Below are 15,613 nucleotides of genomic sequence, written 5' to 3'. Positions count from 1 at the left end.
GTGCTAACTCACCGCCAGCGGGGCGTCAGAGAAGATGTTGCGGATGACTCCGTTGGCCCACTCCAGGATTTCAGCGTCCTGGAGGTCCCGTCCACCGATCCGGGCCGTCTTGGGCTTGGGGATGAGGATGGCGTCCAGCGCGGGCTTGGACTGGGACCCCGGGTACATCCGGGTCAGCCGCATCACCTTGGACTCGGGAAGCGATGCCGGCGCGAACTTGATGAAGTTGCCCTGCAGCGCGACGTCGGACAGTCCTGCTTCCCGGGCACCCACCCGGAAGCGCGCCACCTCCACCAGGTTCTGCGCGGGCAGCGGCAGTTCGCCGTAGCGGTCCACCAGCTCGGCCTTGACCTCGTCGATGGCCTCGTTGGTGAGGGCTGCGGCCAGCTTGCGGTAGGCCTCCAGCCGGAGCCGCTCACCGGGCACGTAGTCGTGCGGCAGGTGCGCGTTGACCGGCAGTTCGATCTTCATCTCGGCGGCCTTTTCCTCGGCTTCACCGCGGAAGTCCGCCACGGCCTCGCCCACCAGCCGGATGTACAGGTCGAAGCCCACGCCCTGGATGTGGCCCGACTGCTCACCGCCCAACAGGTTTCCTGCGCCGCGGATTTCCAGGTCCTTCATCGCCAGCTGCATGCCGGCGCCCAATTCGTTGTGCGCTGCCACGGCCTTGAGCCGTTCCAAAGCCACCTCGCCCAGCGGCTTCTCCGACGGGTACAGGAAGTACGCGTAGGCGCGTTCACGGCCACGGCCCACACGGCCGCGGAGCTGGTGCAGCTGGGACAGCCCGTACTTGTCCGCGCCGTCCACGATCAGGGTGTTGGCATTCGAGATGTCCAGGCCCGTTTCGATGATGGTGGTGCACACCAGGACGTCGAACCGGCGTTCCCAGAAGTCCACGATGATCTGTTCCAGGCGGCTCTCGGACATCTTGCCGTGCGCCACCTCCACCCGGGCCTCGGGCACCAGTTCACGGATCTTGGCCGCGGTCCGTTCAATGGTGGACACCCGGTTGTGGACCAGGAACACCTGGCCTTCGCGCATCAGCTCGCGGCGGATGGCGGCCGAGGTCTGCTTGTCCGTGTACGGGCCAACGTAAGTCAGCACAGGGTGCCGCTCCTCCGGCGGGGTGGCCAGGGTGGATGTCTCCCGGATACCGGTCAGGGACATCTCCAGGGTCCGGGGAATCGGGGTTGCACTCATGGCCAGGACGTCCACGTTGGTGCGCATCTTCTTCAGCGCTTCCTTGTGCTCCACGCCGAACCGCTGTTCCTCATCCACGATCACCAGTCCAAGGTCCTTGAATTCGAAGTCCTTGGACAGCAGCCGGTGCGTGCCGATCACCACGTCCACCGCGCCGCTCTTCACGCCCTCGGCGGTCTCCTTGGACTCCTTGGCGGACTGGAAGCGGGACAGTGGCTTGACCCGCAGGGGGAACCCGGAGAAGCGCTCGGTGAACGTCTCGTAGTGCTGCTGGGCCAGCAGCGTGGTGGGCACCAGGACGGCCACCTGCTTGCCGTCCTGCACCGCCTTGAACGCAGCACGGACGGCGATCTCGGTCTTGCCGTAGCCAACGTCGCCGGACACCAGGCGATCCATGGGGATTTCCCGCTCCATGTCCGCCTTGACCTCGTTGATGGTGGTCAGCTGGTCCGGCGTCTCCACGTACGGGAAAGCTTCCTCAAGCTCGCGCTGCCAGGGGGTGTCAGGGCCGAAGGCGTGGCCGCGTGAGGCCATCCGGGCCGAGTACAGCCGGATCAGCTCACCGGCGATCTCCTTGACGGCCTTGCGTGCCTTGGACTTGGTGCTGGCCCAGTCCGCGCCGCCCATCTTGCTCAGCACTGGGGTGTCCCCGCCCACGTACCGGGTCACCTGGTCCAGCTGGTCCGTGGGGACGAACAGCCGGTCGCCGGGGGCCCCGCGCTTGGACGGCGCATACTCCAGGACCAGGTACTCCCGGACGCCGTCGCTGCCGCCGGCCACCTTGCGTTGCAGCAGTTCCACGAACCGGCCGATGCCGTGCTGTTCGTGGACCACATGGTCCCCCGCCACGAGCTGCAGGGGGTCGACGGCGTTGCGCCGCTTGGAGGGCATGCGCCGCATGTCCTTGGTGGACCCTGCGGAGGTCCGACCCAGCAGGTCGGCTTCGGTGAGCAGGCCCAGTTTCAGCCCGTCCAGGACGAAGCCGCGGCCGACGGCGGCAGTGGTCACCTCGATGATGCCCGCCTGGGGCTCGTGGTCAAGGCTGTCCACGCGGGCGCAGGGGATGTCGTTTTCGTGGAAGAGTTCCGCCAGGCGCTGGGCCGGGCCGGGGCCTTCGGTGGCCACCACGATCCGCCACTGGTCGCGGACGTGCGAGCCGATGAAGGCCATCATTTCCGCCACGTCGCCCTGGTAGCCCCGCGGTTCGCGCGCGTGCAGGTTCAGGACGTCGATCTCGGGAAGGAGTTCCGCATCCTGCGCCAGTGACGTGATGGACCACCAGGAAACGCCGTGCCCCAGCGCTGAACCGCGGGTCTCCGCGAGCGAACGGAAGCTCGCCGTATGCAGCGCTGCCGATGCCTGCGAGCTGAGGTCCAAAGGTGCGGCACCGCCGTCGGACGCCGTGGACCACGCTGCCTCAAGGAATTCCTCGTTGGTGGCCGAAAGGTCGTGGGCGCGGGTGCGCACCTTCTCGGGTTCGATGACGACGGCGATGGACTCCGCCGGCAGCTGGTCCACGAAGGGCACCATGGCGTCAACCAGCACCGGCGCCAGGGATTCCATGCCTTCAACGGCGATGCCGCCGGCGATCTTTTCCAGCATGTCCGCGGCGGCGGGCAGCTCCGCCTTCAGCTTTGCGGCCCGTGACATGACGGACGCGGTGATGAGGATTTCCCTGCAGGGCGGGGCATGCAGTTCCGTGGGGTGGTGGATGCCGGGGGCGGACAGCGAGCGCTGGTCCGCCACGGCAAACCAACGCATCTGGTCCACCTCGTCACCGAAGAACTCCACACGGATGGGGTGGTCCTCAGTGGGCGGAAAGACGTCGATGATGCCGCCGCGGACCGCGAATTCACCGCGGTGGGTCACCATGTCCACGCGGGCGTACGCGGCGTCGGCAAGGCTTCGCACCACGTCGGTGAAGGGAACATCCTGGCCCACCTTCAGCGTGACCGGGACCAGGTCTCCCAGCCCGGCCACCACGGGCTGGACCACGGCGCGGACGGGAGCCACCACCACGCGCAGCCGCTCCGCCGTCGAACTTTCCGGATGCGCCAGCCGGCGCAGGACCGAGAGCCGGCGCCCCACCGTGTCCGATCGGGGCGAGAGTCGCTCATGAGGGAGGGTCTCCCAGCTGGGGAACTCGGCCACGGAGTCCGCGGGGAGGTAGGCGCGCAACGCCGCCGCCAGGTCCTCCGCCTCACGGCCGGTGGCGGTCACCGCGAGCACCACGCCGGGATCGGCCGCGCCTTCCTGCCCTGCCGCGGCGGCAGCCAGGCCATCCGCCATCTCCGCGAGCAGCACGGGCCGCAAACCCGCGGGCGCGCTGATTTGGTAATCCTGTCCCCTGACGGCGAACCCGCGTCCGGCCTCAGCCCGGACACGGGCGAATGACTGGTCCGGGGCCAATGCACGGCGCAGCCCATCGAGCGTGGGGCCGTGCGTGGCGGTAACGGGAAGGCTCATGACAGCTGCTCCTGGGGTATTCACGGAAGATCGCAGGCAACGCGAAAACCCGAAATTCGCTGCGAATCCCGGGTAACCCCAGCCTACCGCGCACCAGTGACATTCCGGTTTGGACGGATACTCCGGGACCCTCGCTGACGCAGGCGCCCCGAGTCCGGCGGGGCTACGCTGGCAGGACCGGACCTTTTTAGGGAGCGGCCGTCCAGAACGGCGGCGGCTCCGAACTGCTAAAGCGGAACACCGCTGAGGACGAACAGGAGCCAGCATGACCGGAGACAGCACCACAGATTCGCCCGTACCGGCGCACGGGGCCCCAGCTTTGCCCCGGACGGTCCTGGTCACCGGGGCCACAGGCTACATCGGGGGCCGCCTGGTGCCCAAGCTCCTCGAGGCAGGCCACACCGTCAAGGTGCTGGTGCGCTCCCCGGACAAGATCGCGGGCGTGCCCTGGCGGAACCAGGTGGAGGTAGTGCAAAGCAGCCTCGACGACGGCGACGCCCTGCGCCAGGCGCTTGCCGGCGTCGACGTCCTCTATTACCTGATCCATTCGATGGCGGCCGGGGCGGGCTTTGAGTCCAAGGAACAGGCCATGGCCCGGACCGCCGCCGAGGCCGCAGTGGCCGCCGGAGTAAGCAGGATTGTCTACCTGGGCGGGCTGCACCCGAAGGGCGTGGAACTCTCCACCCACATGCGGTCCCGGGAAGCTGTGGGCCAGGTATTCCTGGACAGCGCGGTGGACGCCATCGTATTCCAGGCCGGCGTCGTGATCGGTTCCGGCTCTGCCTCCTTCGAAATGATCCGGCACCTCTCCGAAACCCTTCCGCTCATGCCCGCGCCCAGCTGGGTCCGGAACAGGATCGAAGCCATAGCCGTACGCGACGTCCTGTACTACCTGGTTGCTGCCGCGTCCCTGGAGGGCACCATCAACCGGACTTTCGATATCGGCTGCCGGCAGGTGCTGACCTACGCCAGGATGATGCAGGAATACGCCTCGGAGGCCGGGCTGCCCTACCGGGTGGTGTTGGCGCTGCCCATTCCCGCGCCCAAGCTGGCAGGCATGTGGGTGGCGCTCACCACGCCCATCCCGTGGTCCATGGCGGTCCCGCTGGTCCAGTCGCTCCAGCATGACGCGGTGTCCAACGAGCACGACGTCGACGGGTACATTCCGCAGCCCGACGGCGGCCTCACCCCCTACCGCACTGCGGTGGCCCTGGCCCTGGGCAAGGAGCGGGATGGACAGGTGGAGACCACGTGGGCGAATGCCGGCGCGGATTCCGATCCCCTGCCCAGCGATCCGGAATGGGCGGGGCACAAGGTTTACATCGACGAGCGGACCTTCCACGGTGACGTGGACCCTGCCCACGTCTGGACGGTCATCGAGGGCATCGGCGGCCGGAACGGGTGGTACTCACTGCCGCTGGCCTGGCAGGTTCGGGGCTGGCTGGACAAGCTGACGGGCGGAGCCGGGCTGCTGCGCGGCCGCCGCCACCCGCACACCCTGCACGCGGGCGAGGTAGTGGACTGGTGGCGGGTGGAAAGCATCGACAGGGGCAAGCTGCTGCGCCTGCGTGCCGAGATGCGGGCGCCGGGACGGGCCTGGCTGGAGCTCGCCGTGGAACCCGATGGTGACGGCAGCCGTTACCGTCAGCGGGCCATTTTCTTCCCGAAAGGCCTCAGCGGCAGGCTGTACTGGTTGGCCGTGCTCCCCTTCCACAGCTTCATCTTCCCGGCGATGGCACGGAACATTACGGCCGCTGCCCAGCAGCTGGCCAATGCGGAACGGCCCGCCGCAACCCCGTAGGATGTTTGGAGCCTCATCCGATCGCGACGTCCCAGGAGGACCCATGGCCCTGAGCGCCACCACCACCGTTCCGCACCCCGTTGACAGCGTTGCCGCTGTCCTGGTGAACGAGGATTTCCAGCGCCACGTCAGCCAGCTGGTAGGCGGAAACCTGGAATCGTTCACCGTTGACGGTGACATTGCCGGCGCCTTTAGCGCCACGCTGGTGCGGACGCTGCCCACCACACGCCTTCCCGAGATCGCCCGGAAGTTCGTCGGCGAGCACCTGAAGGTGACCCAGGTGGAGACCTGGGATGCCCCGGCCGCCGATGGCTCCCGCAAGAGCAACATCTCCCTCAAGGTTGCCGGTGCCCCCGTTGACGTGACCGCTGTCCAGCGCCTGGTGGCCGAAGCCAGCGGAACGCGGGTGGAGCTGGAAGGCGAGGTCAAGTCCTCAGTGCCGTTCCTGGGCGGCAAGATCGCCGACGCCGCCGAGCCCATGGTGGCAAAAGCACTGAACCTGCAGGCCACCCAGGCGCAGGCCTGGCTCGAAAGCCACTAGTTCATGCAGCTCCCTGTCTTCGCCGCGCTGGTCCTGATCATCGCCGGTGTTTGGTCGCTGGCCGTCTGGCCGCAGTTCCTGCGCCGGGTCATGAAGGACCCGCGCGCACGCGATGCCGCCGGAAAACCAACCAAGTTCCTGACGGTGCACGTGGTGCTGGTCAGCATCTCGATGGTGCTGGGAGCGGCGACTGCCGTCATCGGTGTTCTGGGGCTGCTGGGTAAATAACCCGCTCCCGTTTTAACCCAAGAGGTCCACTTCCCATGGGGAAGCGGACCTCTTGGCGTTTGCGGGCAGTGCGTGTCTGCAGGCTGCAGTACGCGTTGCGGGCGGCCCGGTCAGGACGCCTGGTTCAGGGCATCCTCCGCGGCCACCCAGGAAATCATGGCGCATTTCACTCGGGCCGCGTATCGCGCGACGCCCTCGAAGGCGGCGGCATCCCCCAGCAGTTCAGGATCGGCCGGGATCTTGCCCCGCGACCTGAGTACCTCGCGGAAACTGTCGATCACGTCGTGCACCTCCGCCACGGTCATGCCTTCGGCGAGGTCGCTGAAGACCGAGGCCGAGGCCATGGAGATGGAGCAGCCGGCGCCGTCCCAGGAAACCTGCGCCACTTTCCCGTCGGCCACGGCGAGCCGCAGGGTCACCTCGTCGCCGCAGACCGGGTTCAGCTGGTGGGACTGCCCGGTGGAAGCACCGCTTGGCGCTGGGGTTTTGGCCAGGCCGCTGCCGTGCCGGGCCTTTGAGTGGTCAAGGATAATCTGCTGGTACAACTGGTCAAGGCTCATTGCATACCTTCGGTTCTGGCGGCTAAGCGCGGAAGTAGGCCCGCACGCCGGCCACGGCGTCCAGGAACTGGTCTACGTCGTCGGTGGTGTTGTACAGGTAGGCGCTGGCGCGGGTGGTGGCGGTCAGCCCCAGCCGGCGGTGCAGCGGCTGGGCGCAGTGGTGGCCTACCCGGACGGCGATGCCCGTCGAGTCCAGGAACTGTCCGACGTCGTGGGCGTGGACGCCTTCGACGTCGAACGCGGCCAGCCCAATGCGTTCCTCGCCGGCTGCCGGACCCAGTACCCGGATCCCGGGAAGCGCCTCAAGGCCGGCCACCATGCGCTGGCCAAGGTCCATTTCCCACCGGTGGATCCGGTCCAGGCCGGTCTCCGTGAGGTAGTTGGCGGCGGCGGCCAGGGCGACCGCCTGCGAAATGCGCTGCGTTCCTGCCTCGAAGCGCTGCGGAGCCGGGAGGTATTCGGCCCGTTCCATGGTGACCGTTGTGATCATGGAACCGCCGGTGAGGAACGGTGGAAGGATATCCAGGAGTTCCTGCCTGCCGTACAGCACGCCGATTCCTGTGGGTGCCAGCATCTTGTGGCCGGAGAAAACGGCGAAGTCCACGTCCAGCTCTTTGACGTCCAGGGGCATGTGGGGCGCGGACTGGCAGGCATCCAGGACTACCAGGGCATTCGAAGCACGGGCCAGGGCCACCAGTTCACGGACCGGATTGATGGTTCCAAGGACGTTTGAGGCGTGCGTGAAGGCCAGCAGCCTGGTACGGCTCCCGATGATTCCTGCAGCCTGCTCCAGGCTGAGCCGGCCGGCATCGTCGATGGGCAGGTAGCGGAGTGTCGCCCCGGTGCGGAACGCCAGTTCCTGCCACGGGATGAGATTGGCGTGGTGTTCCATTTCGGTGACCACTATTTCGTCACCCGGTTTCAGGGCAAGGCCCTTCAGTGCCGAGTCCCCCCGGCCCTGGGCAGCCCAGAGCGCGGCGTTGGACAACGCGTAGGAAATGAGGTTGAGGCCCTCTGTGGCGTTGGAGGTCCAGACAGTTTCGGAATAGTCTGCGCCGACGAGGTCCGCCACGGTCTGGCGCGCGTCTTCAAAGGCCTCGGTGGCTTCGACCGCAAGATGGTGGGCGCCCCGGTGCACTGCCGCGTTGCGCTGCTCGTAGAACTCCTGCTCGGCTTCGATCACGCTGAGCGGGTTCTGGGATGTCGCACCGGAATCGAGATAGACCAGGGGCTTGCCGTTGACCATCTGGTTGAGGACCGGGAAGTCGTTGCGGATGCGGAGGACCTCGGCGTTATCCATGACCGGAACGGACCGCTCCAGGGTGGCGGGCGTTGATACTACGGCCAAGACGTGCTCCTTGAGATGCCAGCGGTTGACACTCAATTGTCCCACAGCACGGCTGTGGCGGCCGCCCGGAGGGGTCAGCCGCCACAGTCGCTCCGGGCTTCAGCCCGCGGAGCGGAGGGCCGGCGACGGCTGGGGGGAGAGTCTCGGTCTCAGAAGACTCTGACGTCGCCGGCCCCGTCTCGGTCCGGCCGCATGGGCCGGAAGTTCAATGAGGCCTTGATGTGTTTCGGCAATCCGTGCGGCTCTTTGCTGCCGTGTGCTTTGCCTCCTTAAGTAAATCCCCCGGGGCCGGCGCGCACACGAGTAGGGTGTACTCGAATTCCGGCGGGTGCCACTACGGGGACACTGAGTGTCGATACCCGCAGGGCCGCCGATGCCCTGCGATGCACGGCTTTAACGCAGGCCACGGGTGGCTGCGGAGTCAGCAGGAGGGCACGCAGAGTTACCCCGCACCCCGGTGAAGGACAGGGTGCAGGGCCCACAGGGAGGACGAACAGAGCGACGGCGGCAGCTACCGGGGAAGGGCGGTTTCCAGTTCGTCGCGGCTCCGGACGCCCAGCTTGACGTAGGTGCGGTACAGGTGGCCTTCCACCGTGCGGACGGAGACCATGAGGCGCTGGGCTATCTCGCGGTCCGTGAGGCCCTGGACGGCGAGTTCCACGATGTCCTGCTCCCGTCGTGTGAGGTGCACGGTGGGAGCCGCCGCGATGAAACGGCCCTCGCGGAACCGCTCCCCCAGCTCGTGGTCGCACTTTTCACGCTGAGCCACGGCCTGCCGGGACCGGCGGCGCTCCCCCGCCTGCTCAAGAACGGCACTGGCACGGGCGTAGGCCTCACGGGCAAGGTTGACGAAGCCGGATTCCTCCAGCGAAGCGGCTGTCACCATCAGGGCGTCGCCGTCGGCGGCTTCCCACCCGGCGGCAAGGGTCAGCATCGCTTCTGCCCAACGCCCCTGCAGGCCGCCCGCTGCTTCCTGCACCATGGGAATGACGGAGGGATCCCCCAGGTCCCAGCATATGGCGAGGAGTTCGAGCAGCTGCCCGGCCCGGCCGGAAGCTTCGGTAGTGGTCATGAGCGTGTGCAGCGACGCCAGGCCCTTGCCGTCGTGTGCAAGGTACTCTCCCGCGGCCATCGCATAGCCGCGGGCCAGGAGGTCAGCGGGACCACCGGCCATGGCGTCTGCATAGTCCTGTTCCAGGCGCTTGGCCTGCGCTGCGTCCCCCAGCCGTGCAGCAACGTAGTATCCCAGAGCGGACCCAAAGCCGAACAGCTGCAGGGGGTCGTTAAGGCGCAGCGCCTCCACGGCCGGGAGCAGCACCTGGTAGGCCCGTTCCATCCGGCCCTGGCGCAGCAGTGAGTACCCGCGCAGCACCTGCAGGCTGCCGTTGAACGTGGCCACTCCTGCAGCATGGGCGGCGGCGTAGCTGTTGAGCTCCCGCTCCGCGGACTCCCATTCGCCCATGGCCAGGTAGCAGCTCACGAGCCTGCCGAGGACCACTTCCGGAAAGAAGTACAGGCTGTCCTCGAGCGGTGACAGCTCGGACGCGGCCCGGAGTGCGGCGTCAAGGCCGTCGCCGGGGCGGCCCGCCGCCGTGAGTGCGTGCGCCAGCAACGCTTCCCCCAGCGCGGCCATCGGTTCCGCCTTGGTCTCGGAGAGGCCCTGGACCCTGATGCCCTCCACCTCGTCCGCCAGTGCCTGACAGTCCGCTTCGGCCCCCGACTGGAGCAGGCGCAGGAGCTGCACCGGCCAGGCGGGACCCGCTTCCCCGGCCTGGGAAACCTGGCTGAGCACGTCCTCGGCCACGGCTGCCCGGGACTGCCCGGCTGCCTGGTGCGCCGATACCCGCAGCAGGAGGACGGCCGGCCCCTGCGGATCATCGGCAAGCGGGGCCCAGCACTCATCGAGGAGGGCTGCGGCGTCAGCATAGGCGCCTTCGTTGTAGAGCGCCCGGGCCTGGATGGCCTGGGCTATTGGCAGTGAGCCCGGCTCCTGGATCCGGGCCGCGATGGACCGGGCGCTGTCATTCCGGAAAAGCAGGAGTGCTTCGCGGGCGGACTCCAGCATGTCCTCCTCGGACACTTTGACTCCGACTTCAATGGCCCACTCCACGGACCGCAGCCGCCCCTCACCGCGAAGGACCGTGCCGTCCTGCCGGGACTGGATCTTCTCCTGCAATTGGAGGCTGCGGGAGACCGAGATGGTGTTCCTGATCGCGTCGGAGAAGAGGCCGTTCCAGAGGGACAGCTCGGCAGGCACGCCTGACGTTTCGACGGCCATCTGCTGGTCCAGCAATGAGCGGACCACCGGCGCCCCGCAGATTTCTTCGATGACCTTGCGGCCCACCGGGCCCGCCAGTGCGATGAGCTTGAGTGCTTCCTGTTCCTCGGCGTTGCGCCGCAGGTGGTCCTTGGCCACCACGGCTGTCAGCCGCGGTCCGTCGGCGGGCAGGGCACCCAGCAGGATCCAGATACCGTTGCGCTTCGAGAGGATTCCCGCTTCGGCGGCATCGTGCAGCAGCGCATCGAGGAGGCGGGGGTTCCCGCCGGACGCTGCCCAGACAGCCTCGATTGTGGCCGCGGGAACAGTTCCGTCCAGCAGGTGGGCCAGGACTTCTTCGATCTGTTCCCTGTTCAGCGGGCGCAGGTCCACGCGTTCGGCGAGCCCGTCATACCAGAGCTGGTCCAGTGGCTGGGGCAAGCCCGGACGCGGCCTTGCCGCCGCCACGACGGTGGCCCAGCCGGCCGAAATGAGGTCGGCCACCACGCCGGCGGAGGCATCGTCAAGGTAATGGGCGTCGTCCAGCACCATCAGCACGGGCGCGCTGTTCCCGGCCCGCAGCTTTTCGAAGTAGCTCCACATGGACCGCAGCACCGCCACAGGGGAGACGGATTCGTCGGCCGTCAGCTCACCGGTGTAGGGCGTCAGGACACCGAACGGAACCGCCGCAAGGGCGGAGCTGCCATGGATTCGCAGGATGTTCAGCTCGCCGGCGAGGCGTTCCGAAATGGCTTCGGCCAGAGACGACTTTCCAATGCCGGGGCCAGCCATGACAAACACCGCCTGGCTGGTGCGGTTCCGGACGATGTTGCAGATCCTGTCCAGCGGTTCGCGGCGTCCGGTGAGGACCCTGCTTGCTGCTGCTTTGTGGCCGTTAGACGAGTCCAGTCAGATCACCCCTGGAGGTTACGCCGAGCTTGGTGAAGACCTGGTACAGATGGCCCTCAACAGTCCGGACTGACACGCCCATTTCCAGGGCAATGTCGCGGTTGGATGCACCCCGGCCCGCAAGCCGCGCTATTTGCCGTTCCCGGCTGGTCAGCAAGGGGCTGCCGCTGCTGGGCACAATGGGGAGGTTCGCAACCGTGGTGGCCAGGATGTCCAGGCGGGCCTGGGCCGTGCGGGCCGAAATCGAGTCGCCATCCTGGCGTGCGAAGTCCACCGCGAGGGCCATGCACCGGGCCTCGACGGCGTCCAGCTCCAGGGTGGCGGCAAGCTCTCCGCCGGCCAGGAGGGTCTTGGCATCCTTGGTGCGGCTGCCCAGGGCGATGAGCCGGGAGACCTCGGCAAGCGGACCCTGGCGGCGGCCGGCAATGTCTTCGAGCAACCGGAAGTCTGCATCGCTGCCGTTGACCGTGGCGGCCAGCAGTTCGACGCCTGAAAGAGTGTGGAGGCCCGCGGCGAGGTTCCGCCGGGCAGATTCCTTGAGCCGCGCCACGGAGTCGGCGTCGTTCAGCCAGCGGCCGGCCGTCAGTGCACAGAAACGGATGATGCTCTCGTCAGCGAAGCCGGCGGCTGCAGGGATCCGTTGCAGCTTGCCCAGGTATTTGCGGGCCTGGGGAGCGTTTCCTGTCTGCGCGTAAGCCAGGGCGGTGGCTGCGTAGGTGTACCGGAGGGCGGTCTGGACGGGCTGGAGTTCCAGCTGCGCGCCGGCGGAGAGCAGGAGGTCCAGGGCTGCGGCGCCACGGCCTGCGAAGACGTAGGCTATCCCGGCCCCCAGCTCGCTGGAAGCAGTCCCGTAGGGCAGCCGGTACGGTTCGTCCGTGCTCTGGGGGCCCAGGAAGTCCAGGCACCGCCGCCACTGCCCCGCCAGCAGCAGCACCATGTAGGACTCTTTGGTGTACTGCTCCCGCAGCCCCACCACGTGGGAGGCGTCGCTGATCTGGCCGCCGAGTTGGCGCATCAGGCCCAGCGCGTCCATCTCGCGGCCGGTGAGCACCAGCGCGGTCATCAGCAGAATCGCGGCGTGCATGCGGTAGCCGGTGTCCGGGTTCAGTTCGGGATCGGCGGCGGCTTCAAGTTCGGGAATCAGTTCCGCGTAGTCGCCCTTGAACGCCCGGTACTCGAACGCGCTCAGGGCCACGCGGTTTGCTGCGACGGCTGCCGGTTCGGGCCAGGAGGGCCGCTCGGCACCCGTGCCGGCAAGCAGGCGGTCCCGGGCTTCACCGAGCAGTGACGGCACTTTGTCCGCGTGCTCGGGAAGGCCCATCATCACCTTGGCCCTGGCCGCGGCCACCTGTGCATACTCCTCGAGGTCGAGGGCGTCCAGCTCCGGCTGCGAAATGTCCTCGAGGGCGGCCAGTGCCTGGTCCGGCATGTCCAGCTGAAGGTAGGCAGCCGCGCGCTGCCGCTGGGCAGGAACCCATTCCCGGTCTCCGCGGCGAAGCAGTTCCCCGTAGGTGAGCGCGAACCGCGGGTCGAACAGCTGGACGGCGGCCTCGGCTGCCGAAAGGGCCAGCGCGGGGCTCAGTTCCGCCTCGCACTCATGGGTCCAGGCGGCAAAGGCCATCAGCTCTTCAACAGTCATGCCCGCAGGGTCCGGCTCCACACCGCCAAGAAGCACGGCACGCAGTTCGCGGCGCCGGGCGATGCTCAGCCAGGTCCGCACGACGTCCCCGATGTATTTCTCCCGCAATGAGACCCAGCGGTGGTCTGAATTGTCGATTTCGAGGAGTCCGCCGTCTTCCATGTCCGCCACGACGTCGGCGCCGTAGATCGAGGTCAGCCGGGACAGCTCCACTCTCCGGGCGCAGGACAGCATTTCTATGACTTCGCGGGTCTCCACGGTTTCCCGCGACCACCGGGAGCGGACGATGTCGTCGAGGCTTGCTGCGCCGTCGAGGACTACTTTGTCCCGCAGGGTCCACACGGAGTCGGACAGCACCAGGTTGCCGGACAGCTGCTGCTCGGTGACCAGGGCTTTGAGCAGCAGCGGATTCCCTCCCACCATCTGGTGGTACGTGGTGACCAGGGAGGCGGACACGCGGTGGCCCAGCAGTGAAAGGAGGACCTGCCGTGTCTGGAGCTCATTAAGGTTGCTGAGCCGGACCTCGGTAAGCCTCCGGTCCGTGAGGAGCCAATGGAAGTCCGCGGGGAGGTCACTGATCTTGGGTGCCACGGCAATGATCTTGGCGGTCCCGGTCAGGAGCACGTTGAGGAGCACGCCGGCGCTGAGATCGTCGATGGTGCCGGAGGTGTCCAGCGTGATTACGCAGGGCCTGCCGGCGGCGTCACTGCGGATCAGGGACGTGATGCCGCGGAGGATGGCCGTGGGCGAGCCCATATAGGCCTGCGGAAGGCGGGCCAGGAGAAAGGACAGGCATCCGTAGGGTGTGGTGGAGCCGGCGGGTCCGCTGCGGAGCTGCAGCGACCACACGTCCGGGCCAAGGTCCGTGACGGCGGCACGTGCGAGGGATGATTTTCCGACGCCCCGGCCGCCGGTGATGACGACGCCCAGCGAGTTCTCTGCGGTCAGTGCAGTGCGGACGGTTTCAAGGTTGGCGCTGCGGGCGGGCACGGACCATTGCGGCCCCGGACTGCCCTGGGCCGGAGTACGCAACCCGACGTCCAGGGGTGCTGGCCCGCGCCCCCAGCTGAGTGGCTCGATTGACATGAACGTTCCCCTACATCCAGCTATAGCGGGATGTAGCCCCTTTGCTCCCCCGCATAGCAAGAAGAGTACCTTGCCCGGCGGACAACGAGACAGGTCAAAGCCACTTTAAGTTTTATTGTGGCGCCGCCCGTACCTCTTAACCGGCTGTCTTGGCCGGGTGGAACTTCTGTTGCGCGGCGGTGAGGCCCTCCTTCAGGAGCAATTCGACGGCGTCGGCCGCCTCGTCCAGCAGGAACGGGAGCTCCTTGAGCTCTGCGGTTCCGAAATCGCGCAGCACGTAATCGGCCGTGTCCATGCGGCCGGGCGGGCGGCCCACGCCGACCCTGACCCGGAGGTACTCCTTGGTGGCCAGTGCCTTGGAGATATCCCGCAGGCCGTTGTGGCCGCCTTCGCCGCCGCCGATCTTGAGTTTCACCGTATTAAAGGGGATGTCGATTTCGTCGTGGACCGCCACCACGTGGTCGGGTGAAATGCCGTAGAAATTGGCCAGAGCGGACACCGGTCCGCCGGAGACGTTCATGTAGGTCATGGGCTTTGCGAGCACCACCCGGGGACCTCCGATGCCCAGGCGCCCTTCGACTACCTGGGCGCGTGCTTTATGGCTCTTGAACCCGGCGCCTACCCGGCCCGCAAGTTCGTCGAGGACCATCTGGCCGACGTTGTGCCTGTTCCCTTGGTACTGGGCGCCGGGGTTGCCGAGGCCAACAATCAGCCAGGTATCAGTCATGGATCAATCCTAAGGTGGGTGGTCTCGCGGCTTGGGCTCAGGCATGGCAATGGCCGGACCCCTGCGGGATCCGGCCATCGGCACATGTGGCGGAAGGCTACTCGGCAGCAGCTTCTTCGGTGGCTGCAGCTTCGCCGGCGGGAGCCTCGGCCTGCTCGCCCTCTTCCTCGGCGATTTCAACTTCCTCGGAGATGTTCACAACCAGCGCCTCGGCGTCGGTCAGCAGGACAGTGCCCTTGGGCAGCACGAGGTCGGATGCGTGGATGTGCTCGCCGGCGGCGCGGCCTTCGATGCTGACCTCGACGGCGGTGGGCAGGTGGGTGGCCTCAGCTTCGAGGGAGACGGTGGTCAGCTCGAGGTTGTGGACGGTGCCGGGAGCGGACTCGCCTTCAACGTGAACGGCAACATCAACCGTGACCTTCTCGCCCTGGCGGACGGTCAGGAGGTCGATGTGCTCGATGATCTGCTTGATCGGGTCGCGCTGGATGTCCTTGACCAGGGCCAGGTGGCCTTCGCCGTTGATGTCAAGGGACAGCAGGGCGTTGGCGGTGCGGACGGCCAGGGTGGTGGCCTTTGCGGGGAGGGTGATGTGGATGGGCTCTGCGCCGTGGCCGTAGATGACGGCGGGGATCAGGTTGGCCATCCGTGCACGGCGGGCGTAGCCCTTGCCGAATTCGGTGCGCAGTTCTGCTGCGAGCTTCTGCTCAGACATGGAATCTCCTTGAAGGCTAAACGGTGTTCAGCGAGGGCGGAGGTCTGGGATGACCTTCAACGCCGGGCGGCCGGGGCGGCCCAATCCAAGAAGGCTGTTCTTCATCTGAAGGACAGGTCAGACCCAGTCGATCACGGAG

Annotated in this window: 10 protein-coding genes; 3 read left to right on the top strand and 7 right to left on the bottom strand. The window is 67.2% G+C overall.

What is annotated here, in order from left to right; all coding sequences use genetic code 11:
• Positions 1-3: 3 nt before the first annotated feature.
• Positions 4-3,666 (bottom strand): transcription-repair coupling factor, encoded by a 3,663-nt coding sequence (mfd, locus tag ACP3TD_RS07205; RefSeq protein WP_426766434.1) that lies wholly within the window; start codon positions 3,664-3,666, stop codon positions 4-6.
• A gap of 265 nt (positions 3,667-3,931) precedes the next feature.
• Here mfd and ACP3TD_RS07200 point away from each other — a divergent pair, with 265 nt between their 5' ends.
• The 3 genes from ACP3TD_RS07200 to ACP3TD_RS07190 are packed head-to-tail and all read left to right on the top strand — an operon-like array spanning position 3,932 to position 6,236.
• Complete coding sequence (locus tag ACP3TD_RS07200) at positions 3,932-5,467, top strand: SDR family oxidoreductase (protein ID WP_426766432.1); 1,536 nt, start codon at positions 3,932-3,934, stop codon at positions 5,465-5,467.
• A gap of 43 nt (positions 5,468-5,510) precedes the next feature.
• The gene (locus tag ACP3TD_RS07195) at positions 5,511-6,008 is read left to right on the top strand and encodes a DUF2505 domain-containing protein (RefSeq protein ID WP_091719060.1); all 498 of its coding nucleotides are present in this window, start codon (positions 5,511-5,513) and stop codon (positions 6,006-6,008) included.
• 3 nt (positions 6,009-6,011) lie between these two features.
• Complete coding sequence (locus ACP3TD_RS07190; RefSeq protein WP_426766429.1) at positions 6,012-6,236, top strand: SCO4848 family membrane protein; 225 nt, start codon at positions 6,012-6,014, stop codon at positions 6,234-6,236.
• 110 nt (positions 6,237-6,346) lie between these two features.
• Here ACP3TD_RS07190 and sufU read toward each other — a convergent pair whose 3' ends face one another.
• The 6 genes from sufU to ACP3TD_RS07160 form a co-directional block, all read right to left on the bottom strand.
• Positions 6,347-6,796, bottom strand: a complete 450-nt coding sequence (gene sufU, locus ACP3TD_RS07185) for a Fe-S cluster assembly sulfur transfer protein SufU (protein WP_426766427.1) — start codon at positions 6,794-6,796, stop codon at positions 6,347-6,349.
• Positions 6,797-6,818: 22 nt separating this feature from the next.
• Entirely contained in the window at positions 6,819-8,144 is a 1,326-nt protein-coding gene (locus ACP3TD_RS07180) for an aminotransferase class V-fold PLP-dependent enzyme (protein WP_426766425.1), read from the bottom strand.
• Positions 8,145-8,655: 511 nt separating this feature from the next.
• A complete protein-coding gene (locus ACP3TD_RS07175) occupies positions 8,656-11,247 on the bottom strand; it encodes a LuxR C-terminal-related transcriptional regulator (RefSeq protein WP_426767151.1) in 2,592 nt (863 codons plus the stop codon).
• A 49-nt stretch (positions 11,248-11,296) separates the two neighbouring features.
• Complete coding sequence (locus ACP3TD_RS07170; RefSeq protein ID WP_426766423.1) at positions 11,297-14,035, bottom strand: LuxR C-terminal-related transcriptional regulator; 2,739 nt, start codon at positions 14,033-14,035, stop codon at positions 11,297-11,299.
• A 136-nt stretch (positions 14,036-14,171) separates the two neighbouring features.
• Positions 14,172-14,762: an aminoacyl-tRNA hydrolase gene (gene pth, locus ACP3TD_RS07165; protein ID WP_426766421.1), complete on the bottom strand. Its 591-nt coding sequence runs from the start codon at positions 14,760-14,762 to the stop codon at positions 14,172-14,174.
• 97 nt (positions 14,763-14,859) lie between these two features.
• Positions 14,860-15,474, bottom strand: coding sequence for a 50S ribosomal protein L25/general stress protein Ctc (locus ACP3TD_RS07160; protein WP_426766419.1), 615 nt, complete (start codon positions 15,472-15,474; stop codon positions 14,860-14,862).
• Positions 15,475-15,613: the final 139 nt, after the last annotated feature.

Source organism: Pseudarthrobacter sp. 1G09 (assembly GCF_050038305.1).
Classification (GTDB): domain Bacteria; phylum Actinomycetota; class Actinomycetes; order Actinomycetales; family Micrococcaceae; genus Arthrobacter; species Arthrobacter equi.
Note: the sequence above shows the minus strand (reverse complement) of the source record. Positions and strands in the feature narration are given on the sequence as shown.

Excerpts from the sequence above, each read along its gene's own strand:
- mfd (WP_426766434.1), bottom strand. The coding sequence starts at position 3,666 with ATGAGCCTTCCCGTTACCGCCACGCACGGCCCCACGCTCGATGGGCTG.
- ACP3TD_RS07200 (WP_426766432.1), top strand. The coding sequence starts at position 3,932 with ATGACCGGAGACAGCACCACAGATTCGCCCGTACCGGCGCACGGGGCC.
- ACP3TD_RS07195 (WP_091719060.1), top strand. The coding sequence starts at position 5,511 with ATGGCCCTGAGCGCCACCACCACCGTTCCGCACCCCGTTGACAGCGTT.
- ACP3TD_RS07190 (WP_426766429.1), top strand. The coding sequence starts at position 6,012 with ATGCAGCTCCCTGTCTTCGCCGCGCTGGTCCTGATCATCGCCGGTGTT.
- sufU (WP_426766427.1), bottom strand. The coding sequence starts at position 6,796 with ATGAGCCTTGACCAGTTGTACCAGCAGATTATCCTTGACCACTCAAAG.
- ACP3TD_RS07170 (WP_426766423.1), bottom strand. The coding sequence starts at position 14,035 with ATGTCAATCGAGCCACTCAGCTGGGGGCGCGGGCCAGCACCCCTGGAC.
- pth (WP_426766421.1), bottom strand. The coding sequence starts at position 14,762 with ATGACTGATACCTGGCTGATTGTTGGCCTCGGCAACCCCGGCGCCCAG.
- ACP3TD_RS07160 (WP_426766419.1), bottom strand. The coding sequence starts at position 15,474 with ATGTCTGAGCAGAAGCTCGCAGCAGAACTGCGCACCGAATTCGGCAAG.